25 protein-coding genes are annotated in these 20,676 nt (G+C 70.5%); 11 read left to right on the top strand and 14 right to left on the bottom strand.

Annotated elements, in window-relative coordinates; genetic code table 11:
* Nucleotides 1-99: 99 nt before the first annotated feature.
* Nucleotides 100-1,617: an APC family permease gene (locus ACWGIF_RS12780; protein WP_453495255.1), complete on the top strand. Its 1,518-nt coding sequence runs from the start codon at nucleotides 100-102 to the stop codon at nucleotides 1,615-1,617.
* Nucleotides 1,618-1,637: 20 nt separating this feature from the next.
* Nucleotides 1,638-3,275 (top strand): FAD-dependent oxidoreductase, encoded by a 1,638-nt coding sequence (locus ACWGIF_RS12785; RefSeq protein WP_453495258.1) that lies wholly within the window; start codon nucleotides 1,638-1,640, stop codon nucleotides 3,273-3,275.
* A 97-nt stretch (nucleotides 3,276-3,372) separates the two neighbouring features.
* Here the strand turns inward: ACWGIF_RS12785 and ACWGIF_RS12790 are convergent, their stop codons facing one another.
* From ACWGIF_RS12790 to ACWGIF_RS12800, 3 genes are all read right to left on the bottom strand, one after another.
* A complete protein-coding gene (locus ACWGIF_RS12790) occupies nucleotides 3,373-3,813 on the bottom strand; it encodes a DUF2267 domain-containing protein (RefSeq protein WP_453495261.1) in 441 nt (146 codons plus the stop codon).
* A 54-nt stretch (nucleotides 3,814-3,867) separates the two neighbouring features.
* Nucleotides 3,868-4,263 (bottom strand): DUF2267 domain-containing protein, encoded by a 396-nt coding sequence (locus ACWGIF_RS12795; RefSeq protein ID WP_453495264.1) that lies wholly within the window; start codon nucleotides 4,261-4,263, stop codon nucleotides 3,868-3,870.
* A 108-nt stretch (nucleotides 4,264-4,371) separates the two neighbouring features.
* Nucleotides 4,372-4,806 carry an Hsp20/alpha crystallin family protein gene (locus ACWGIF_RS12800; protein WP_453495267.1) on the bottom strand — a complete coding sequence of 145 codons (435 nt, stop codon included), beginning with the start codon at nucleotides 4,804-4,806 and terminating at the stop codon, nucleotides 4,372-4,374.
* Nucleotides 4,807-4,935: 129 nt separating this feature from the next.
* Between ACWGIF_RS12800 and ACWGIF_RS12805 the strand changes: the two genes are divergently transcribed.
* Together ACWGIF_RS12805 and ACWGIF_RS12810 are read left to right on the top strand one after the other, a co-directional pair.
* Entirely contained in the window at nucleotides 4,936-5,610 is a 675-nt protein-coding gene (locus tag ACWGIF_RS12805) for an HSP18 transcriptional regulator (RefSeq protein ID WP_453495270.1), read from the top strand.
* 98 nt (nucleotides 5,611-5,708) lie between these two features.
* Entirely contained in the window at nucleotides 5,709-6,107 is a 399-nt protein-coding gene (locus ACWGIF_RS12810) for an STAS domain-containing protein (RefSeq protein WP_453495273.1), read from the top strand.
* Nucleotides 6,108-6,150: 43 nt separating this feature from the next.
* Here the strand turns inward: ACWGIF_RS12810 and ACWGIF_RS12815 are convergent, their stop codons facing one another.
* Nucleotides 6,151-7,287 carry a phospholipase D-like domain-containing protein gene (locus tag ACWGIF_RS12815; protein WP_453495544.1) on the bottom strand — a complete coding sequence of 379 codons (1,137 nt, stop codon included), beginning with the start codon at nucleotides 7,285-7,287 and terminating at the stop codon, nucleotides 6,151-6,153.
* Between the two features lie 615 nt (nucleotides 7,288-7,902).
* On the opposite strand from ACWGIF_RS12815, the gene ACWGIF_RS12820 reads away from it, so the two are divergent.
* The 3 genes from ACWGIF_RS12820 (at nucleotide 7,903) to ACWGIF_RS12830 (ending at nucleotide 9,344) form a co-directional block, all read left to right on the top strand.
* Nucleotides 7,903-8,106, top strand: a complete 204-nt coding sequence (locus ACWGIF_RS12820; protein WP_453495276.1) for a cold-shock protein — start codon at nucleotides 7,903-7,905, stop codon at nucleotides 8,104-8,106.
* Between the two features lie 472 nt (nucleotides 8,107-8,578).
* Nucleotides 8,579-8,983, top strand: a complete 405-nt coding sequence (locus tag ACWGIF_RS12825; RefSeq protein WP_453495279.1) for a CBS domain-containing protein — start codon at nucleotides 8,579-8,581, stop codon at nucleotides 8,981-8,983.
* A gap of 49 nt (nucleotides 8,984-9,032) precedes the next feature.
* Nucleotides 9,033-9,344, top strand: coding sequence for an SCO5918 family protein (locus ACWGIF_RS12830; protein WP_453495282.1), 312 nt, complete (start codon nucleotides 9,033-9,035; stop codon nucleotides 9,342-9,344).
* 209 nt (nucleotides 9,345-9,553) lie between these two features.
* On the opposite strand, the gene ACWGIF_RS12835 is transcribed toward ACWGIF_RS12830, so the two are convergent.
* The 3 genes from ACWGIF_RS12835 to ACWGIF_RS12845 form a co-directional block, all read right to left on the bottom strand.
* Nucleotides 9,554-12,043 carry a molybdopterin oxidoreductase family protein gene (locus ACWGIF_RS12835; RefSeq protein WP_453495285.1) on the bottom strand — a complete coding sequence of 830 codons (2,490 nt, stop codon included), beginning with the start codon at nucleotides 12,041-12,043 and terminating at the stop codon, nucleotides 9,554-9,556.
* Nucleotides 12,044-12,125: 82 nt separating this feature from the next.
* Nucleotides 12,126-13,016 (bottom strand): SDR family oxidoreductase, encoded by an 891-nt coding sequence (locus tag ACWGIF_RS12840; protein WP_453495288.1) that lies wholly within the window; start codon nucleotides 13,014-13,016, stop codon nucleotides 12,126-12,128.
* A 162-nt stretch (nucleotides 13,017-13,178) separates the two neighbouring features.
* Nucleotides 13,179-13,517 carry a plasmid stabilization protein gene (locus tag ACWGIF_RS12845; RefSeq protein ID WP_453495291.1) on the bottom strand — a complete coding sequence of 113 codons (339 nt, stop codon included), beginning with the start codon at nucleotides 13,515-13,517 and terminating at the stop codon, nucleotides 13,179-13,181.
* A gap of 263 nt (nucleotides 13,518-13,780) precedes the next feature.
* On the opposite strand from ACWGIF_RS12845, the gene ACWGIF_RS12850 reads away from it, so the two are divergent.
* Entirely contained in the window at nucleotides 13,781-15,064 is a 1,284-nt protein-coding gene (locus ACWGIF_RS12850; protein WP_453495294.1) for a preATP grasp domain-containing protein, read from the top strand.
* 110 nt (nucleotides 15,065-15,174) lie between these two features.
* On the opposite strand, the gene ACWGIF_RS12855 is transcribed toward ACWGIF_RS12850, so the two are convergent.
* The 6 genes from ACWGIF_RS12855 to ACWGIF_RS12880 form a co-directional block, all read right to left on the bottom strand.
* Nucleotides 15,175-15,636, bottom strand: coding sequence for a hypothetical protein (locus tag ACWGIF_RS12855; RefSeq protein ID WP_453495297.1), 462 nt, complete (start codon nucleotides 15,634-15,636; stop codon nucleotides 15,175-15,177).
* A gap of 182 nt (nucleotides 15,637-15,818) precedes the next feature.
* Nucleotides 15,819-16,424: an alkaline shock response membrane anchor protein AmaP gene (locus ACWGIF_RS12860; RefSeq protein ID WP_453495300.1), complete on the bottom strand. Its 606-nt coding sequence runs from the start codon at nucleotides 16,422-16,424 to the stop codon at nucleotides 15,819-15,821.
* Between the two features lie 48 nt (nucleotides 16,425-16,472).
* Nucleotides 16,473-17,123, bottom strand: a complete 651-nt coding sequence (locus ACWGIF_RS12865; RefSeq protein ID WP_453495303.1) for a DUF6286 domain-containing protein — start codon at nucleotides 17,121-17,123, stop codon at nucleotides 16,473-16,475.
* Between the two features lie 36 nt (nucleotides 17,124-17,159).
* Complete coding sequence (locus ACWGIF_RS12870) at nucleotides 17,160-17,564, bottom strand: Asp23/Gls24 family envelope stress response protein (protein ID WP_453495306.1); 405 nt, start codon at nucleotides 17,562-17,564, stop codon at nucleotides 17,160-17,162.
* Nucleotides 17,561-17,740, bottom strand: a complete 180-nt coding sequence (locus ACWGIF_RS12875; protein WP_453495547.1) for a DUF2273 domain-containing protein — start codon at nucleotides 17,738-17,740, stop codon at nucleotides 17,561-17,563. Before ACWGIF_RS12875 ends, ACWGIF_RS12870 begins: the two co-directional genes overlap by 4 nt.
* A 69-nt stretch (nucleotides 17,741-17,809) precedes the next feature.
* On the bottom strand, nucleotides 17,810-18,322 hold the full coding sequence (locus ACWGIF_RS12880) for an Asp23/Gls24 family envelope stress response protein (RefSeq protein WP_453495309.1): 513 nt from the start codon (nucleotides 18,320-18,322) through the stop codon (nucleotides 17,810-17,812).
* Between the two features lie 293 nt (nucleotides 18,323-18,615).
* Between ACWGIF_RS12880 and ACWGIF_RS12885 the strand changes: the two genes are divergently transcribed.
* Genes ACWGIF_RS12885 through ACWGIF_RS12895 form a run of 3 tightly spaced genes read left to right on the top strand, consistent with a single transcriptional unit; the run spans nucleotide 18,616 to nucleotide 20,215 of the window.
* On the top strand, nucleotides 18,616-19,131 hold the full coding sequence (locus ACWGIF_RS12885; protein WP_453495312.1) for an RNA polymerase sigma factor: 516 nt from the start codon (nucleotides 18,616-18,618) through the stop codon (nucleotides 19,129-19,131).
* Nucleotides 19,122-19,790 (top strand): hypothetical protein, encoded by a 669-nt coding sequence (locus ACWGIF_RS12890; RefSeq protein ID WP_453495315.1) that lies wholly within the window; start codon nucleotides 19,122-19,124, stop codon nucleotides 19,788-19,790. The genes ACWGIF_RS12885 and ACWGIF_RS12890 overlap by 10 nt, the downstream gene beginning before the upstream one ends.
* Nucleotides 19,787-20,215 carry a hypothetical protein gene (locus tag ACWGIF_RS12895; protein WP_453495318.1) on the top strand — a complete coding sequence of 143 codons (429 nt, stop codon included), beginning with the start codon at nucleotides 19,787-19,789 and terminating at the stop codon, nucleotides 20,213-20,215. The genes ACWGIF_RS12890 and ACWGIF_RS12895 overlap by 4 nt, the downstream gene beginning before the upstream one ends.
* A 21-nt stretch (nucleotides 20,216-20,236) precedes the next feature.
* On the opposite strand, the gene ACWGIF_RS12900 is transcribed toward ACWGIF_RS12895, so the two are convergent.
* Entirely contained in the window at nucleotides 20,237-20,674 is a 438-nt protein-coding gene (locus tag ACWGIF_RS12900; protein ID WP_453495321.1) for a hypothetical protein, read from the bottom strand.
* Nucleotides 20,675-20,676 lie beyond the last annotated feature (2 nt).

Raw genomic sequence — 20,676 nt, forward strand, 5'->3', positions numbered from 1 at the left:
CCGGAGGACCGGGCGGCCAGTCCTCTCGAGCCATCAACGGCACACAGCCATCAGCCACACCCGGTCCTCCCGGACCGCCTTACATTCTTAGGGACGGCCATGTCCCACAGTCCCAGCGGTGAAGTCCATCGGCTCAAGGCCAACTCGGTCGGTCTCGTCGGGGTGGTGTTCATGGCGGTCGCCACCGCCGCGCCGATCACCGCGATGACCGGAAACCTGCCGATCGCCGTCGGTTTCGGCAACGGTGTCGGGGCCCCGGCCGGCTATCTCTTCGCCACCCTCGTCCTGACGGTCTTCGCCGTCGGATACGTGGCCATGGCCAAGCGGATCACCGCGGCCGGCGCCTTCTACGGATACATATCCCATGGCCTGGGCCGGATCGCCGGCATGGCCTCCGGCATGCTCGCCGTCCTCGCCTACATCGTTTTCGAGGCCTCGATCGTCGGCGTCTTCTCGTACTTCGCCAAGACGACCGTGCACGACCAGTTCGGACTCGACCTCCCCTGGATCCTGTACGCGGCCGTGATGCTCTGCGCCACCGCCGTCCTCGCACACTTCGACATCAACCTCACCGCCAAGGCACTCGGCGTGATGCTGGTCGGGGAGATAGCCGTCCTCTTCGCCGTCGCCACCGCCGTGCTGCTCGCGGGCGGCGGCCCGGACGGCATCCCGCTGGAGCCGGTCCACCCCAAGAACGCCTTCACCGGCACCTCCGCCGGGCTCGGCCTCTTCTTCGCCTTCTGGTCCTGGGTCGGCTTCGAATCGACCGCCATGTACGGCGAGGAGTCCCGGGACCCCAAGCGGGTGATCCCGAAGGCCACCCTGATATCGGTCATCGGCGTCGGCCTCTTCTACATCTTCGTCTCCTGGATGACCATCGCGGGCAACGGCCTGTCCAAGTCGGTCGAGCTGTCCGCCTCCGCCGGCCCCCTGGACCTCTTCTTCGCACCCACCCGAGAGTTCCTCGGCTCCTGGGCCGTCGACTCCTTCCAGTGGCTGCTCCTGACCGGCTCCTTCGCCTGCGGCATGGCCTTCCACCAGTGCGCCGCCCGCTACCTCTACGCGATCGGCCGGGAGGGCTTCCTGCACCCGGCGCTCGGCCGCACCCACGCCCGCCACGGCTCCCCGCACACCGCCTCCCTCGTCCAGAGCTCCATCGCCGTTGCCCTCGTCGGCGGCTTCTGGCTCACCGGCCAGGACCCGTACATCCACCTCTACACCCTGCTCGCGATCCTCGGCACGATGGCGATCCTCATCGTCCAGACCCTCTGCTCCTTCGCTGTGATCGGCTACTTCCGCAAGAACCACCCCGAGGACCGGCACTGGTTCAGGACCTTCACCGCCCCTCTGCTCGGCGGCATCGCCATGAGCGCCGTCGTCGTCCTGCTGGTCCTCAACATGAAGACGGCGGCCGGACTCGCCGCCGACTCCCTTGTCTTCACCCTCATCCCCTGGATCGTCGCCGCCGTCTTCCTCGGCGGCCTGGGACTCGGCGTCCACCTCAAGCTCAGGGCGCCCGAGCGCTACGAGGTCATCGGCCGGATCGTCCTGGAGGACGCCACCGAACGCACCGACCCCGGCGCCGAGACCCCTTCCCCCTCCGCCGCGAACGTCTGACATCCGAGGAGCCACCCGCCATGGCCCGAACCTCTGTCATGCACGCACTCAAGCAACTCGCCGCCGAACACTCCGCCGCCCGCCGACTTGCCCTCCCCGCTGTCGACGTACGGGGCTTGAGCCGCCGCGCCCTGTTGGAGCGGGCCGCGGCCCTCGGCCTCAGCACCGTGCTGGCAGGCGCCGCCACCACCGCCCCCGCCCGTGCCGAGACGCCGCCGGACGACAGGAAGCCGCCGACGGGCAACCCCCGAGTCGCCGTCGTCGGCGCGGGCATCGCAGGCCTGACCGCCGCCCTCACCCTCAAGGACGCGGGCATCGCCTGCACCGTCTACGAGGCCGACCCCACACGGGTCGGCGGCCGCATGTGGACCCAGCGCGACCACTGGGCATACGGCCAGACCTCCGAGATCGGCGGCGAACTGATCGACACCAGCCACAAGAAGATCCTCGAACTGTGCCGCCGCTTCAACCTGCCGACCGAGGATTTCCTCGGCGGCGGACCCAACGGAGCCGAAGAAGTCCTCTGGTTCGACGGCGCCTACTACCCCCGTGCCCAGGCCGACGAGGACTTCAAGGCCGTCTACCAGGCGCTGCGCCGCGATCTGCAGGACGCGGGCGAGGTCACCTGGAACTCCACCACTCCCACCGGCACGGCCCTCGACAACATGTCCCTGTTCCAGTGGATCGAGACCCGTGTCCCCGGCGGGCACACCTCACGCCTCGGCCAGTTCATCGACGTCGCCTACAACGTCGAGTACGGCGCCGACACCGCCCACCAGTCCGCCCTCGCCCTGGTCCTCCTCATGGGGTACCAGCCCAACCCCGGCCACTTCAACGTCTGGGGCCTGTCCAACGAGCGCTACCACATCATCGGCGGCAACGATCGGCTTCCCCAGGCCATGGCGCAGGCCCTGCCCGCAGGCTCCCTGCTGATGGGACGCGAACTCACGGCGGTCAGAGCCAATGCCGACGGATCCCAAACCCTCACCTTCGACGACTCGGGCACCACCCGCACCGTCACCGCCGACCACACCATCCTGTGCGTACCCCTGCCCGTACTCCAGCGCATCGACCTCGCGGCAGCCGGATTCGACCCGCTCATGAGGAACCTGCTGCGCGATGCCCGCATGGGCTACTGCACCAAACTCACCATGCAGTTCACCAGCCGGCCCTGGCGCGGCACCGGCCCCTGGCCCGGTGTCTCGGCCGGCGACTGCTTCACCGACTCCGACGTCCAGCAGACCTGGGACACCACCAAGGTCCAGCCCGGAAACGGCGGCATCCTCCTCCAGTACGGGGGCGGCACCCTGGCCGGTGCAGTGACGCCCGCGACCCCCTTCGCCACCGAGGCCGACCCCTGCGTACGGACCCTCGCCACCCGGATGCTCACGGGCATCGACGCGTTCTTCCCCGGCACCAAGGCCGCGTGGAACGGACGCGCACAGGTGTCGGCCTGGCACCGCCACCCCTACACCCTCGGCGCGTACTCGTACTGGCCCACCGGCTACCTGCACCGGTACGCCGGGTACGAGGGCACCGCGCAGGGGAACGTCCACATCGGCGGGGAACACTGCAGCTACGACTTCCAGGGCTTCATGGAAGGCGGCGCCACCGAGGGCGAGCGTGCGGCACGTGAGGTCGTCGCCGCCCTGATGTAGACGGTGACCAGCCCTCACACCCGAGTCAGACGCAAGCGGCTCCCCCCCCGTGCGGGGTGTGGGGAGCCGCAGGTGCGCGCCGCCGGCAGGGGCGGGATCAGGCGGCTTGGGGCTGCCGCAGTTCTGCCTGGCCGAAGAGGAGGGCGTAGCCTCCCGGGAGCCGGCGGAGGATGCGGGCGAGAAGCTCGGGTCCGGCGAGCGTGGCGACGGCGGCGAGGACGGCGCCGGCGTCCCAGCGGGCGGTGGCCGGTGTGGCGCCGGTACGGGCGGCGAGGTCCTTGACGAAGCCCCAGCCGGTGAGCTGCTCGTCGTCGGGGATCTGGGCGGTCAGGGTGAGGGCGGCCTCGACGGGCAGGCACTGTGCGAGGTCGACGCGTTCGTCGCCGGTGACCTGTCGGCCGAGGGCGGCGAGGACGTTGTGGACGGCTTCTCCGGCGCGTTCGCGGGTGGGGTAGGCGCCCTCGTAGCGCACGCGTTCCAGCATGTGGTCGAACGTCATGGCCCTGGCGTGCGGGTTCGGTCGAGGCTGGTCGTACATGGTGCTGCGGTTGCCTTTCTCTTCGAGGGTTCGGGTTCCGGCCGGTGACGGCGGTCAGGTGGGCTGGGGGTGGCCGAAGAGGAGGTCGTAGCCGGGCGGGAGCTGGAGCAGGACATCGCGCATGAGGACGTCACCTGCTGCGGCGGCCACGGTGCTGAGGACCGCGCCGATGTCCCACAGGGCCGTCTTCTCGGTGGCGCCCTCGATCCAGGCCGCGGTCGCGCGGACGAAGCGTTCGGGTGAGAGCGGTTCGGCGGCCTGCAGGGGATTGAGGAGGATCAGGGCGTACGTCTCAGGGAGCCGGGCCGCGAGTTCGGCCCGCACGGTGCCGACCAGATGCGCGCCCAGCAGGGCCAGGACGACGCGGGCCGCCCGTTCGGCTTCCGGCAGGGTCGTGTACTCGCCGCGTTCCTGGACGTGGGCCAGGAACGCCTCCCTGCGTATCGACATCACGGCACCTCCGGGGGAGGGGAGGGGTGGTGAAGGGGCGAGGGGTGCGGAGGACGGGGTGCCGGAGGGGGATCGGGTCCCCGTCCTCCGCCGCTGGTGCGGGTCTGTTCAGCCGGAGATCTGCTTGCGGCCGGACTCGCCGCCGATGCTGATCTTGCGGGGCTTGGCCCGCTCGGCGATCGGGATGCGCAGGGTCAGGACACCCGCGTCGTAGTCGGCTTCGATGTGTTCGGTGTCGAGGGTGTCGGCCAGCATGAGCTGGCGGGAGAAGACGCCGAGGGGCCGCTCGGAGAGTTCCATCTGCACGCCGTCGGACTTGTCCGTGGGGCGGCGCTCGGCCTTGACGGTCAGCATGGTCCGCTCGACGTCGATGTCGATCGCCTCGGTGCTCACGCCGGGGAGGTCGAAGGCGATCACGTACACGTCGCCCTGGCGGTAGGCGTCCATCGGCATCACGGACGGCTTGGACCACGTGCCCGAGGCACCGGACAGCTGCTGGACGATCCGGTCCATCTCGCGGAATGGGTCAGTGCGCATCAACATCGCGAAACACCTCCAGTCGGTTCAGGCAGGAACTGCCCATGCGCTTCAACGTGCTTCCGTTGTAACATGTCATCCAAGCGATGACAAACAGGCAGTCATCTGGAGGATGACAGACCGACGGAGAGTGTCATGAACGAGGCCGCCCCCACGCCCGCCCAGGTGTCCTTTCTTGCCGCCGCAGCGGCGCTGCAGACCATCGAGCAGGCCGTGAAGGACGCGCAGCAAGCCCCCGCGGGATCACCGACGGCCCCAGCGACGCCCGCGCCGGGTCCGGACCCGGGCCCGGACCCGGCCCTGGCCGCCCTGCTGATGCTCCGCGAGATCCGTGAGCAGCTCGCCGGCTGGGAGAGCGGGCTGATCGAAACCGCCCGAGGGCAGGGCGCGAGCTGGGCCGACCTGGCCGGGCCGCTCGGGGTCGCCAGCCGGCAGGCGGCAGAACGCCGCTACCTGCGCCTGCGCCCCGGCACGGCGGGCAGCACCGGCGAGCAGCGCGTCCAGGCCACCCGCGACACGCGCGCCGCCGACCGCATCGTGACCGCCTGGGCGCGCGACAACGCGGCCGACCTGCGCCGGCTCGCAGGCCAGGTCACCGCCCTCACCGGCCTCCCCGACAGCGCGCAAGGCGCCGTCGGCGACCTGAACCTGGCCCTCGCCGACAACGACGCCGCCCGCCTCGTCGGCCCACTGGCCGACACCCGGCCTCATCTGCGGCCGCAGGACGCCGATCTCGCCGATCGCATCGACGCCCTGACCCGGCACACCGATCAGCTCCGCCAGGACACCCACGACCAGCGCAGCATGTGATCCACAACCCCGGACCACCGACGGCCAGAACCCCGGACCACCGACGGCCAGAGGGCTTCGGGGCGGGCCACGCCCGCAGATGCAAGGAGTGAACCACCATGGTCGAACACCCTCCCCGGACGGCCGGCGGCCACGACATCACCGTGGAGGTCCTGGACCACGCCGTCGCGGTCAGGCCCACCGGCGAGATCGACATCGAGACGGCACCCTCCCTGCGGTTCGCCCTCGCCGAAGCCCTTGCCCACGCCTCACCGGACAAGCCCGTGGCGGTCGACTGCAGCCGCCTCACCTTCTGCGACTCCGCGGCACTGAACGCACTCATCACCGCGCGGCGGGCTGCACAGGAGGCCGGCACCGACATCCGCCTCGCAGTCCCCAATCACCAGCTCCGGCGACTTCTGGAGGTGACCGGCACCCTGTCCCTCTTCCCCGTGGACCGGGAGCCGCCGACGGCCGGGCGCGTTCCGAGCGGATGCCCGGACGGACCGCCTCAGTAGGCGCGGCGCCGGAACGCGGGCGCCTTCCGGCACCGCGCGGGTGTCACAGGAACCGGCGGATGGGGGTGACGGCAAGCTCTCGCAGCCGTTGGGCCGCAGAACGGCGACTCCAGCGCGCGGGCTCCATCTGCTCACTGACCTGCACATCCTCGTCGAAGTGGCGGTCCAGGGTTGCGGTGAAGTCCTCGTCCAGGACCGCGAGCATCACCTCTTCGTCGTGATCCAGGGAGCGGCGGTTGAAATTGGTGGAGCCTATGAGCGCCGCGATCCGGTCGACGGTGATGACCTTGGCGTGCATCATCGTCGGCTGGTACTCGAAGATCTTCACTCCGCAGGCCTGGAGCTCCGCGTAGAAGTTCTGACCGGCCAGCCGACAGACCCGCTTGTCGGTGTGCGGGCCGGGCAGGAGTATCTCGACCTCGACGCCCCGACGTGCCGCCGCGCACAGCAGCTCGATGAAATAGGCGTCCGGGGCGAAGTAGGCGGTGGACAAGCGGAAGCGTTCCTGGGCGGACTCGATGGTGACCCGGATCAGGGTCTGCATGTCCTGCCAGCCGATGCTGGCCGAGCCCCGGACCACCTGCACCACTGCCTCGCCCTGCGGCGTGTGGCCGGTGAAGCGGTCCCGGTCGTCGAAGAGGGTGTCGTGGCACTCGGCCCAGTTCTGTGCGAAAGCGGCGGCAACGCCGTCCACGGCGGGCCCGCGCAGCTGGACGTGGGTGTCGCGCCACTCGTTCTCGTTGCGGGCGTCACCGCACCATTCTTCGGCGATGCCGACGCCGCCGGTGAACGCCGTCTGTTCGTCGACAACCAGCACTTTGCGGTGGCAGCGGTGGTTCTGCTTGAGCGGGGAGAGGTAGAGGGGCTTGCGGAACCACGCCACGTCGGCCCCGGCGTCCGCCATCAGATCGAGCAGGTCCTGCTCGATGAGCCGGCTGCCGAAGCCGTCGAGCAGCAGCCGTACCCGGACGCCCGCGCGGGCCCGGTCGGCCAGCGCATGGGCGAACTGCCGGGCTATCTCGCCGCGCCAGTACACGAACGTCATCATGTCGACGGTGTGTTCTGCGGCGCGGATGCTGTCCAGCATCGCCGTGAAGATCTCGTCGCCGTTGCGCAGGGCAAGCAACGCGTTCCCTTCGGTGGCGGCGATGCCGATCAGCCGCTCGAGGCGCCGCCGCATCCGCTCTTTGCGCTCGGCCACCGGCAGCACCGGGGCGACGGTCGTCCCGCCGGGCGGTTGCGACCCGCTGATTGCACTCGTCATGACTCCACCTGACCGGTCGGGGAAGACCGCCCCGCACGTCCGGCAACCGCCGGGGCGAGCCGACTGTACACAGCCTCAGGCCGGGGATACGCGTGGGTTCCCCTCATCAGGTCCGGCGGCTATGGCGCCGAGCCGGCCGGGGCGCCGCCTCTCATGGCGGAAGCCTGCGACCCGGGCGCGGCTGGCCGCTGCTCCGGTCGCCGGTCTCGAGCGGCGGACGGCAATCCCCGGAACCGTCGCGCCCGGGCTGCCAATATCTGTCACCGCGATGCAAGAATTTAGCGGTCCATGCGACGAGGCTTTTTAGCGCGACGACCAGGATGAATTATTTTTCGTACGCAGACCGCTACGACATGCTATTGTCGCTCTCAGTTGCAGTCGTGGTTCCCAAAACTTCAAGCGCTCCAGTCGATCTCCGTATCGTGTGGGAGCGCTTTATATTTCCGGTCATTTTCCGAGCGGGGCATCATCGCGGCGACACGGTGTCCGTGCAGTGCGGATGCTGGTGTACTGCCCCAAAGGAGATCTGACATGGCATCTGGCACCGTGAAGTGGTTCAACGCGGCCAAGGGTTTCGGCTTCATCGAGCAGGACGGTGGCGGCGCTGACGTGTTCGCCCACTTCTCGAACATCGCCGCCCAGGGCTTCCGGGAGCTCGTCGAAGGCCAGACGGTCACCTTCGACGTCGTGCAGGGCCAGAAGGGTCCGACGGCCGAGAACATCCTTCCCGCCTGACGCTGACACGCATCTTGTAGCTGGGGCCCGCATCCTTCGGGGTGCGGGCCCCAGCTGCGGACACTTTCCCGCAGCGGTTTCACCTGCGGCGTGCCCGCCGGACACGGACCTACAGGGCCGCAGACAGCTGCGGAGCCGCACCCCCCTGATGTCCTGTGTTCGATGTCCGCTTGACGTCACCCTATTTCGAGCCTCCGCGACACTGATTTCCCGTGCCGGGTTCGATTTTGCATTCCATTCGGTCCGTTCTCGTGATTCTCGCGCTGCACTTCCGCTGTGGGAATTCCTGATGCGTGCCGTATCAAGGAAGGTTCTGAATGAGCCCCACGCGTACGAACGACCGCTCCTCCCGCGGCCGACGTAGTCCCGTTTCGGCGGCTCGGCGCAGCAACGTGCGGCAGTCCGCATTCGACGCGGCGGCCTGAGACGTACGTGATCGGGAAACTGACCCACTCTCTGCAGGAGGCACGTTTTGACGCTGGTCCAGATGCAGTCCCGCTCGGTGAGTGCCAACCCCGTGCACCCGGTGGTGGTCGACGCCATGGAGGCCGCAGGTCCGCAGGTCTGTGACGACATGACGGTCGAAGTGGCCCTGTCCGTCATGGCCAGTGCCCGCGCAGGTCATCTGCTGGTCTGCGACGAGGACGGCCTGTGCACCGGGCTGGTCACCCCGGCTCAGCTCGCCGCCGTCCGTGACAGCGACGCGTACACGGACCGAGTCCGGCTGCGCGACGTCCTCGGTGACCGCGGGCCCTTCGCCTCCCCCGCGACCACGAGGGCCGAGGCCGAGCACGCGATGCGCTACCGCCGGCTTGACGCTCTGCCCGTCGTCGACGAGCAGGGCGGCGCTCTGGGCGTCCTCGCCCTTGCACGCTGACCGCCTCACCGCGGCACCACCCTCCCCTTTCTTCTCCCTGTGAGGCTCCATGCGCTGTGTCATCGCCCGTTTCCCGTTCGATCTGACCAAGAGCGGCGTCCTGGAATCGATGAAGGGCATCAAGCCCGAGCAGGTGCTCGGCGAGTCCGTGATCATCGGCCGCCGCACCTACCCCGTCAAGCAGGTCGGCCAGGTCGTCACCCGCCAGGACCGCCGCGACTTCAGTGCCGGCGAAGTCCTCCGGGCCATGACCCAGCTCGGCTTCACCTGCCGCAGCATCCCCCGGGCCGCCGCGCCCACGCGCGTCCTCAGCCCGCTGCAGAGGGCATCCGCCATGCTCGGCGCCCCGGTGTCCGTCTGACCGTCTGACCGACGGGACCGGCGCGAGCCACACCGCAACGAGGACCGACCGGCGTGCGCCGGTCGGTCCTCGTTGCGTGGCGGGGGCGCCGACCGCTCTACGGGGCGCCCGCGGTGGACGAACGCCCCTACGGCGAGTCCCGGAAAGCCCACGGGCAGCGGGTGCCGAGGGGCGGAGCACCGTCGCGGAAGTGCGCGGCGCGGGCACGCTCATGGCCGTCCCCCTCCCGTACCGCCGTCGCCCGGCGCGGCCGGATGGCGTACCGGCGCCGAGGCGGTGGTCGTGGGGGCCGGGGCGGGGTCGGGGCGGCGGCCGACCGGGGTGATCCGGGCGGCGCCGGTCTTGAAAAGCGGCTGCTTGGAGGCCGGATCCCAGGTGGTGGGCGTCAGTTCGTTGGCCGCCCGGTGGTGGCCGTCCCGGTCGGGGGCGTCCCAGTAGCCGTAGTGGAACGGCAGGAAGAGGACGCCCTCGCGGATGCCGGTGATCCGCACCGCGGCCCGGACCGTACCTCGCCGGGTGGACACCTCGGCCAGATCGCCTTCCTCGATGCCGGCGGCTGCCGCATCGGCAGCGGACATCTCGATCCACATCTGGGGCGCCGCGGCACGCAGTTCGGGCACGCGACCTGTGCGCGTGCGGGTGTGGAACTGGTAGAGGGTGCGGCCGGTCGTGAGCCAGAGGGGATAGTCGGCGTCGGGCTGTTCGGGCGGCGAAACGTACGGGGCGGTACGCAGGACCGCCTTGCCGTCGGGGTTCAGGGAGCGGTAGGCGTCCTCGTCCTGCGGGGTGCCCGTGAGGAGGTCGCGGCCGTAGCTCTCACAGTCCTCCGGACGGCTGCGGAAGTCGCCCGTGGTGTAGAGGCGCTCGGTACCGTCGGGGTGTTCGGCGGTGCAGGGCCACTGGACGCCTCCGCGTTCGCGCAGCAGGGCGTAGCTCAGTCCGCTGTAGTCGCAGGGGCGGCCGCGGCTGCATTCCTTCCACGCCTCGAAGACCTCCTCGGGGCCCCGCCAGGGCAGGAGCGGTGCGTCCGAGGCGTCGCGCAGGTCCATGCGGCGGGCGAAGTCCAGAAAGACGCCGAGGTCGGGCCGGGCCTCGCCCGGCGGGTCGATCGCCTTGAGGGAGAGGTGCACGGTGCGGTCGGCGTTGGTGAAGGTGCCGGTCTTCTCACCCCATCCGGCGGCCGGCAGCACCACGTCGGCGAACTCGGTCGTCTCTGTCGGGAAGAGGTCCTGGACGATGAGGAAGAGCCGGTCCTGACCGAGTACGGCGCGGATGCGCTCCAGTTCGGGCAGGGACACGGCGGGGTTGGTCCCGGAGATCCACAGCATGCGCAGGGAGCCTTCCTCGGCGAGGCGGATCATCTGCATGAGGTGGGTGGGCGGACCGTCGTGCGGGATGCGGTCGGGGGACAGGTTCCAGATCTTCGCGAGCTCCTCCACATGGCGGAGGTTGGCCCAGTTGCGGAACCCGGGCAGATCGCCGTCGGCTCCGCACTCGCGGGTGTTCTGGGCGGTCGGCTGGCCGTTCATCTGCAGGACGCCGCAGCCGGGCCGCCCGAGCATGCCGCGGATCAGGTGCAGGTTGTTGACCTGGACGGCGGCCGCGGTGGCCTGGTGGGACTGGTAGAAGCCCTGCAGGACCGTCGACAGCAGCCGGCCGGCCTGGCCGAGCAGCCGGGCCGCGGCGCGGATCTGCTCGGCGGGTATCCCGGTGGCCTCGGCGGCGGCCTCGGCGGGGAACCCGGCCACCTGCCGTTCCAGACGGTCGAAACCGACGACATGGGCCTCGATGTACGCGGGGTCGGTCCAGCCGCCTGCGATCACCTCGTGCAGGAGGCCGTTCATGAGGGCGAGGTTCGTGCCGGGCCTCGACTGGAGATGGATCGTGGCGACCTCCGACACCGGTCCCGGACGGGGGTCGACGCACAGCAGCACGGGCGGCTCGGATCCGGCGAGACGGTCCAGGACCCGGCTCCACAGCACGCCCTGGGTCTCCGCCATGTTGTGGCCGAACAGGGCGATGGTGTCGGCATGGTCGACGTCGCCGTAGGAACCGGGCTGGCCGTCGCAGCCGAACGACTCCTTGAGGGCCTCGCCGGCCGTCGCCGTGCACAGGCGGGTGTTCCCGTCGAGGTGCTTGGTGCCCAGACCGCCACGGGCGATGAGCGCGAGCGCGTAGTACTCCTCCAGGAACAGCTGGCCGCTGGTGTAGAAGCCGATCGAGGAGGGGCCGGGGCCGTCGAGGAGTGCGCGGGTACGGTCGGTGATCCGGGTCATCGCGGTGTCCCAGTCCGTCTCCCGCCGGACGCCGTCCTCGCGGACCAGCGGCCGGGTCAGGCGGTCCGGCGAGGCGATGGCCTGCCAGCCGTACACATCCTTGGGGTCGAGGCGGCCGCGGTTCACCCGGTCGCGGGCCACGCCGCGAACGCCGACGAGCCGCCCGTCCCGGACCGCCAGCTCCATCGCGTCGCCGTTGGAGTGCAGGTTCGAGGCCGTCGGAACCCACCGGTCGACACGGACGGCGCCGTGGTCGTCGGCGCCGGCGGAGTCGGAGTCGGAGTCAGCGTCGGCGTCGGCGTCGGCGGAGTCCGCGGTGAGGTACGAGTCGACGCGTACGGGCCAGGGCCCGCCGCGGGCGTAAGGGGTCCGGCGGCCCCACGGTTCGGCGATGCGATCGGGAGCAGGCTCGGAGGTGGCCATGCCCGGCACCTGCCCGCATTCACGCCTGCCATGCCCGGCCGGCCGCCCGCCCGCGAGGTCCCTCTCAGGCCGGGCACGGAGGTCAGGGCAGGGGAGTGCCGCCGGTCGCGTTGACGATCTCCCCGGTGATGTAGCCGGCTTGAGGCGAGGCCAGGAACACGTAGGCGGGCGCCATCTCCGCCGGCTGAGCCGGCCGGCCCAGAGGCGACTGTTCGCCGAACTTCGCCGCGTCGGGCATGGTCGCGGGGATCAGCGGCGTCCACACCGGCCCGGGTGCGACGCCGTTGACGCGGATCCCGCGCTCGGCGAGCATCTGCGCCAGCCCGTGGGTGAAGGAGATGATCGCCGACTTCGTCATGGCGTAGTCGAGCAGGTGGGGGCTCGGCTGGTACCCCTGCACGGAGGTGGTGTTGATGACCGACCCGCCGCGCGGCATGTGGGCGAGGGCCTTCCGGGTGAGCCAGAACATTCCGTACAGGTTGGTCTTCATCACGCGGTCGAACTGCTCCGTGGTGATCGCTTCGATGCCGTCGGGCTGGGACATCTGGTAGGCGGCGTTGTTGACGAGGATGTCGACGCGCCCCAGTTCGCCCACGGCCCGGTCGATCAGCGCCGCGCACTGCTCCTCGTCACGGATGTCACACGCGACCGGTACGGCCTTGCGCCCCGCTTCCCGGATCAGGCGCGCAGTCTCGGCCGCCTCGTCCGCCTCCTCCGGCAGGTGGGTGAAGACCACGTCCGAGCCCTCCCGGGCGAACGCCAGGCAGACGGCCCTGCCGATACCGGAATCCCCGCCGGTGACGACGGCCGCCCGGCCGAGGAGCACGTCGTGGCCCTGGTAGGAGTCCTCGCCGTGGTCCGGTCGTGGCTCCATCGCCTCGGTGGAGCCGGGATGGTCCTGCTCCTGGTCGGGAAAGGGAGGGCGCGGGTGCCGGGTCGTGGGGTCGGGGACTCGGGCTGGTTCCTGAGGCATGGGATCTCCGTCGGGCCGGGTCGGCGGGGCGGCCACCTCTGTGGCCGGGGGCTCAGGGCGAGGGGGCTTCCCCCCGGGGGCCAAGGGGATGCGGGTACGGGCCGCCGGACGCGCACGGGCCGGGCGGAACTGATCGGCAGGCCGCCCGGTACCGCGCGTGGGTCAGTGACCGAGGGCGTTCCTGAGCTGCTGCTTGGTCATGGTCGAGCGACCTTCGATACCGCGCTTCTTCGCCTCCTCGTAGAGCTCGTCCTTGGTGCGCTCGGACGAGCCACCGCCTCCGCCTCCGCCGCCGGACTTCTGCCCGCCCCGTTCAGAGGCGGACTTGCCCTGCGTGGAACCACGACTGCTCGTCTTGCTCTCTCCCGACCGGGCACGCTCCTTGTTCACCGTGCGGGAGGCCATCTCCTTCGCACGGTCTTCGGACATGCCGCGCTTCTCGCCGGACTCCTTGACGTGCTCGTACTGGCGTTCCCGCTTGGGACTTGATCCTCGAGGCATGACAAAACCTTTCATCGTCGGACACGGCTCAAGGTCATGGTGCGCGTACCCGCATCTGCCCGCATCTCACGCCGATCGGACGAGGAGCCGGCCCGAGACCGACTCGGCTTCGCGCCGTACGAACACGCTCGCCGGCTGTGTGACCTTGCGAAGGCGGCACGGAGTGGATGCGGATGCGGATGCGGAGCCGGGCGCGGCACGGCACGGTAGGCGGGTGGCGGGGCAGGCGGGGCAGGCCGCACAGGGCAGAGGGAGGAACAGCCGTGAACGAGCCGGATGCAGGTCCATTCGTCGTCTTCGCCAACTTCCTTTCGGACTTGGCGGTCGATCTCGAGGAAGGTGAGGTGCTGGCGCAGTGGGCACTGCAGGCCCCGCGGAAGGCGTGGTTGCTGCGGCCGGGGGACGTGCTCGTCAGCCCCGGCCCCCTGAGCGGCGAGTTCCGGCGGTACGTGAGCGGCCTGACGGGTGTACCGATCGAGCAGGCTGCGGTCATCGCGGTGCCGCCCGCGGGCTCCGTCCCCCTTGCACAGGCGGTCCGTCGGGCCGGCCTTCTCGAAGAGGTGCGCGCTCACGCGAGCCGCCCGGGCACGGCCCTGTTGCCCACGGCCATGGACGCGTCCGCCCTCGCGTTCGCCCGGGAACTCGGAATCACCGTGCACCCCTACGACACGGTCGACGAGGCCGCGGCCGCCCTGCCGACGACGATGCTGCTGAACACGAAGGCGGGATTTCGACAAGCCGCCGGGCAGGTGGGCATGCGGTTGCCCCATGGACGGGTGTGCAGCCGCCCGGAGGTGGAAGAGGTCGTAGGCCGGCTGCTTCGGCAGCATGAGCGGGTGGTGGTCAAACCCGACCGCTCCGCAGGGGGCCACGGTCTGCGTTTCCTCACGAGGAAGGACGTACGGGGGACCGCCCTGGCGCTGGAGTCCGTCGGCGGACCACATGGCACGTGGGTGGTGGAGGAATGCCTGCCGGTGGCCGAGTCGGTGAGCATCCAGATGGAGAACACGGCCTGCGGAACGCGCGTCCTGTTCAGCGGTGCTATGCGAACGGAGCAGGGCTCCTTCACGGGATATGTCTCCCCCCTGCCGCCGTCGTGTGCGCATGTGGCGGGCGAACTGGAGGAGTGGGGGAGGGGGCTGGGCCGCCACCTGGCCGGACAGGGGTACCTCGGTCCCTTCGGGGTGGACGCTCTCGTCACCACGGACGGCGTCGCGTACGCAAGTGAGAGCAACGTCCGCCGTACCGCGACCACCACGCCCTACACGATGGTCACCCGGCTGGCGGCGGCGTCCGGCCTTGCGCGTCCGGTGTGGGCACTGTCGAAGAGGCGAACCCGTGAGCCCTTCGGCTTCGAGGAAGCCCTCGACCGGCTGCGTGAACACCGACTCGCCTTCGACCCGGCGCGCGCGGAGGGAGTGGTGCTCTACGCGGACGCGCCGGCGGACGGTCACTCATGGCGCTACGCGGTCATCGCCGCGCACTGGGAAGGTATGCGCGAACTGGAGACGCTTCTGGCGCGGGCCATGGGATTCGACGGCCCCTGACCGGCTGTGCGCCACGGGCGCCCGGACGTCCGTCCGATGGACCGCCTGGAGCTCCAGGCCGTGCACGCCACCCGGTCCGGTCGAACGGGCGTCCGGGACCCTTCCCTTTGCTATGCCCCGCAGCGGTTTTGCCGACTGCGACGCACGAGGACGAACACCAGGAGGGCGACCCCGGCCGACAGCAGGGGGGTCCACTTGGATCCAGCCGCGTGCGCAGCCTTGTCACGCACCGCCTCGGGGGTTTTGTCGGCTGCGAGTTGTCCTGCGCGGGCTGCGGTGTCGCGCACGTGCGCAGCGGTTTGGGCGGCTGTGTGCACGAGTGGCTCGGGTGCCTTGCTCTTCGCCAGCTCGCTTGCGTGGGCGGCCTTCTCCCGGACCTGGGAGGTGGCCTGCTTGGCTTTGGCGAGAGTCTGTTCCTTGATCGCGGCGGTCTTCTCCTTCGCTGTGGGCTTGTCGCCGGGTGACTCCCCCGGCTCGCCGGACCGGCCCTGTTCGTCCTGGGTGGGATCGGCCGGGTCTTGGGGCTCTCCCGAGGGGGAGGAGGACTCGCTGGCGTCATGCGGGCTGGTCATCGGTGTACTGCTCCGTCCCGGCCTTGCGGCCGCGTTTTCGTGGTGGGCATCAGGCGGGTGCCTGTGGTTGCAGGGCCGCTGCGGTGATGATGGCGCGGGGAACGGCCGGATGCCCGGCGCCGAGCTGGTGCTCTACTCCGGTCGGGGTCAGGCACGACACGGTGGGCGGTACCGGACAGGGGCTATTCGGCGCGGTGCGCCTTGTGCGCGGCCATCCGCAGCTGCGCTGTCGCGGGGAGCCGGGTCCGGCCGGTGGACTGCCTGGCGCGTTCCAGCGGACCGTCGCACAGCGCCTGCAGGACGGGGCCTGGTTCGCTGCCGGGGGTGAGGGTGAGGTCCAGGTGGGCTTCCGGGTGGCTGGGACGACCGTCCATCCGTGCCCGGGCCTTGTGGACGCCGGGCTGTTGCCCGGCATCGGCGGCCAGAGCATCGCTGAGGGCGCGTTCGCGCAGTTCCACGCCCTCCATGGCGGGGGGTCCGCCGACGGGAATGTGGCCGGGGTGGGTACGGCGGGTCTGGGCCAGCAGCCACCAGAGGGCGAGCAGGACGACGATGGCGAGAGCGGCGATCACTGCGGGCCACCACCATCCTTCGTCCGTCCACCGGGTGCGATCGGCGGCGTCGAGCAGGACACCGCCGGGGCTGGTCCAAGGCCAGCCGTCGGGTGGTGCCACGCGCCAGCGCCGGTACAGGTCGAAGCCGCCCGCCAGAATCAGGATTCCTGTGCTGAGCAGGACGATGCCTGTCAGGGCCAGCAGGACTCGGTTGGTTGCGGATTTCCTCTTCATGGGATCCGTTTCCTGTCTCTTGCTCGCCCGTGAGCCTCCACGGACGAGTCACTTGCGCCGTGCGCGGACCCGGACGGCGATTCCAGGCGGGTGGGCGAGGGCGAGCTGGGCGAGTTCTCCCTGCAGGGCGGCCAAGAGATCGGTCTTGACGTCGGCCGCGGGGCGGTAACGCACGTTCGCGCGTGCCCCGATGCGGCGCCGGCCGATGCGGATCCGCGCGCCGCTGACGCCTGGCACACGCATGGCGGCATCCCGCAGGAGCAGAGCCACAGCGTCGCGTTCCAGCACGGCCCGCACGTCGGCGTCAGGGGATCTGAGAGGCATCTGGTGACGCAAGCCCGGGGTGACCGCCAGGATGATCAGCCAGAGGCCGAGAAGGGCGATGACGGCGGCGCCGATCTGTATCCACATGTCGTTCAGAGGCCGGGTGGCCAGCTCGTCGGCGAGACGCATGCGCCAGTCGGCCGCGCCCGCGTCGGCGCCGGCCCGCACCCTCGCGATGTCGAAGAGGAAGACCGCGGCCGCGGCCGCGATGACCAGGGCCGTCACTGCGGCAGGTATCCGTCGCGCGGACCACGGGCGCCCGACACGGGGCCGTGGGCCGGGTTCCTTGGCGAGCTGGACCACGGTGCGGGAGGTGACCTCGTCGGTTGCGGTGGGGTGCTCGGTCTCGGCGGAGGCGTCTTGGTCCCGTTTCATACCGGCTCTCCTTCCGGGTGGGACTACCGTCCGGGCTCACTGCACACGCCGGCGTTCCAGACCGCCGGAGGGGACCAGGCGCTCAATGGCGAGGGTGACCTCGGTGACGCGCATCCCGGTCAACTGGGTCACGCGCTCGCCGACGTAGTTCTGCACCTGACGAGAGGTGTCGGCGAGATCCACCGGATAGGGCAGCTCGAGAAGCAGGTCGAGCCGCGCGGATCCGCTGCTGACGGTGACCGAGGCGCGCGGAGCGACCAGTTTCACGTGACCGGAGGCGGTGAGCGCATGTGTGGCCAGGGCCTCCTGCGCGGCGCGGACCGCAATGCGTGACACCACCCTCTCCGGAATCACCGTGGCGCCGCGTTCGGCCGCCGGGAGGAGCGCCGGGGCTGACGATGCCGCTCCCGCGGGCGGAGCAACGGCGGGTTGCGCGCTCACCGCTGGTTCCGGGAACGCGTGAAGTCGGACATCTCCAGGTCACCCTGGACCATGCGGCCGACCACCAGGCCTACGAGGCCGAGGACCGCCACGAGGAGGAAGGCCCAGAAACCACCGAAGAATGCGGCGAAGCCCAAAGCCATGCCGGCAAGCAGGCCTGTAGTTGCTGCGCTCATCTCACTCACCTGTTTTTCCTATCGTTCTCGTCCTGCCCGGTGGGTGGAGTGCCGGGGCAGGCTGCGGGGTCATTGCACGCGGCCCTCTCCGCTCTCGTCGTCCTCCTCGTCGGGAAGGTGGACGTCGTCGACGGTGACGTTCACCTCGACGACCTCCAGGCCGGTCATGCGTTCCACCGCCGTGATGACGCTGGTGCGGATGTCGGCGGCGACGTCCGCGATGGCGACGCCGTACTCCACGACCACGTCGAGATCGATGGCCGCCTGACGTTCCCCCACCTCGACCTTCACGCCGCGCGAGACGCTGGACCGGCCCCCGACCTTGTCCGACACCGCCCCGAGCGTGCGGGCCATGCCGGTACCGAGGCTGTGGATGCCCGGCACCTCGCGGGTGGCCATGCCTGCGATCTTCTCGACCACACTGTCGGAGATGGTGGTCCGGCCCCGCGACTCGGGCGCCGTCCCTGCGCCGGTGTGGCCCTCGAGCGTGTTGCCCGCAGGACGCGCTTGGGCGCGAGTGCGGTCCCTGCCCTCGGGGCGTGGCTCATTCCCACCCGAGGTGGGGTTGGTGATGTCCGACATGAGGACCTCCCCAGGCTGTCCGTCCGGGCGCCGGTGCGGTGCCCTGAACGTTTAGACACATCTCGGGGCGAATCCTCACCCCGCTCGTGAGACGCGCACCCCCTACCATCGAAGAGTGCGTACGCAGGCCGCGACGACCGTCTTCGGCAGAAAGCGAGCGGCGGATGCGCAACCGGACCAGACCCCCGCCCCCACACGGTGCAGACCTCCCACTGCGGCCCGAACCGCGGTGGCTCGCCGACCCCGCAGCGAGCCGCGAGCCACTCGGTGAGGCCGACGACAGGGTGCTGGCCGTGCGGGCCTCCGAAGGGGATGAGGACGCCTTCGCGGTCCTGGTCCGTCGACACACCAGCCGCCTGCTGGCCCTCGCCCAGCACCTGCTCGGCAACCGGCTGGACGCCGAGGACGCCGTCCAGGACGCCTTCCTCAGCGCCTGGCGCCAGCTCCCGGAATTCCGCCACGGCGCCTCTTTCGGCACCTGGATGTACCGCATCGTCGCGAACCGGTGCCTCAACACGATGCGCCACAGACCCCACCCGCTGCCCTTGGACACCGTCCCCGAACCCGCCGCCGCGGATGCGAACAGCTCACCGCCCCGAGCGGCCGAGTCGGACGCGGCCACAGCTGCTTTGGCGCGAGCCCTGATGGAACTCCGCCCCGAACTGCGCGTGTGCTGGGTCCTGCGGGAGCTGCACGGCCTGCACTACGACGAGATCGCCCACGTGGTGGGCACCAGCGAGCAAACAGTGCGCGGCCGGCTCTTCCGCGCACGACGCGCTCTGATGGAGGCGATGCGCCCATGGCGCTAGACGACCCGCACCTCACCTCCGGCCCCGAGCCCCGGCGCGTGGGCGCCGCCCAGCCTCGAGCGCTTCCGAGCACCGACGCCGAAATGCTTGCCGGCGCGGAGCTGCTGCCCTGCGGGCGCCCCCTTGGACACGCCTGGGAACAGGCCCGCGACCCCGTCCCGGCAGACCCGCACACCGCACACTGCCCCCACTGCCAAGAGGCTGTCGAAGGGCTGACAGCCCTGGACCGGGCCACCCGTGCTCTGCGCGGCCAACGACAGCCCGACGGCCACGGCCTCGCCAACCGGGTCATCAACGCGGTACGGGCCGAGGTACGGCTGGGCGCCATGCTCCTGCTGGACGACCCCGATCACGACCTGCGCATCGCCGAGAGCGCCGCCGCGAAGGAGCTGCGCCGAGCCGCCGACACCGTTCCCGGACTCCGCGCGGCCAGTTGCCGTCTGACCCCAACCCAGGACGGTCGGGCCTCTCATGTCGTCACCCTCACGATCGCAGCCACGCTCGACCAGCCGTTGCCGGAACGGGCCGAGAAGGCACGCCGAGCCGTTCTCCACGCGGCTGACCGTCTCCTCGGCCTCGCCGTCACAGCCGTCGACCTCAAAATCAACGCGGTTCTGGAACCCACCGCGGGTCGTCGCTCCGAGCTGAGCCACCGATGACCGACACACGGAAGGACATCCACCGGGCCGCAGCCCGGGCAGCGCTCGGCGTACCCGGAGTGGCAGCGCTCCAGCCCTCGCTGGCCGACCGGCTGGCCCTCGCGGCCGCCCGCGTGCAAGAGGCCGTGACCGCCACGGGAACGGGCACCACTTCCCAAACGACCACGGGCACCACCTCCCAAACGGCCACGGGAACGGGCACCGCCTCCCACTCCGAGCAGGCCGGCATCCGGACCCAGATCACCCCAGAGGGCAGCTGGCACGTGGAAGTGCGCTGCGTGCTGAAGGCTGACCGCCGGGTGGTCGCCACAGCCCGGCAGGTGCGCGAACAGGTGCGCACCGCCGTCACCGCGTGCCTCGTGCAGCACGGCGCAACCGCCCCGGTCACGGTCCGCGTCATGGTGACCGTCACCCGCACCGTTTAGCGGGTGTAAGGCACCCTGCGCCTACTCCACGATCACCGGCGGGAACGCTGCACGGTCTGCCCGCAGGAGGTCCGCGCCCGCGGGATCCGGCGCCGCCTGCTGCCAGACGCGGACGTACTTGGCCTTCGCAGCCCAGACCCCCAGATCCGCGGTGTCTGCGCTGTAATCCTGCCGGTCCCTGCCCCGCTCGCCGTCGTAGATGCGCAGGCTGTCCGGCTTGGTCTCCCACACGGTGATGGTGGTGACCCGGCGTAGTTCCTGCCGGAACGGGTCGTCGGGGTGGGCGGCCAGGGCGGGGGCCCGCAGGGAACCGAGTTGGCGCAGGCCCAGGGAGGCGAGCGAGTACGCGACCGGTGCCCCGCCTTCGGCCCACGCGTCGGGCTTCACCGTGACGGCGGTGCCCTCGTACTGCGTCGCGTCGTACAGGGTCGCCCCGATCGGGCCGGCGTCGTCTGCCATCA

It is taken from the genome of Streptomyces sp. NPDC054849 (assembly GCF_053610945.1).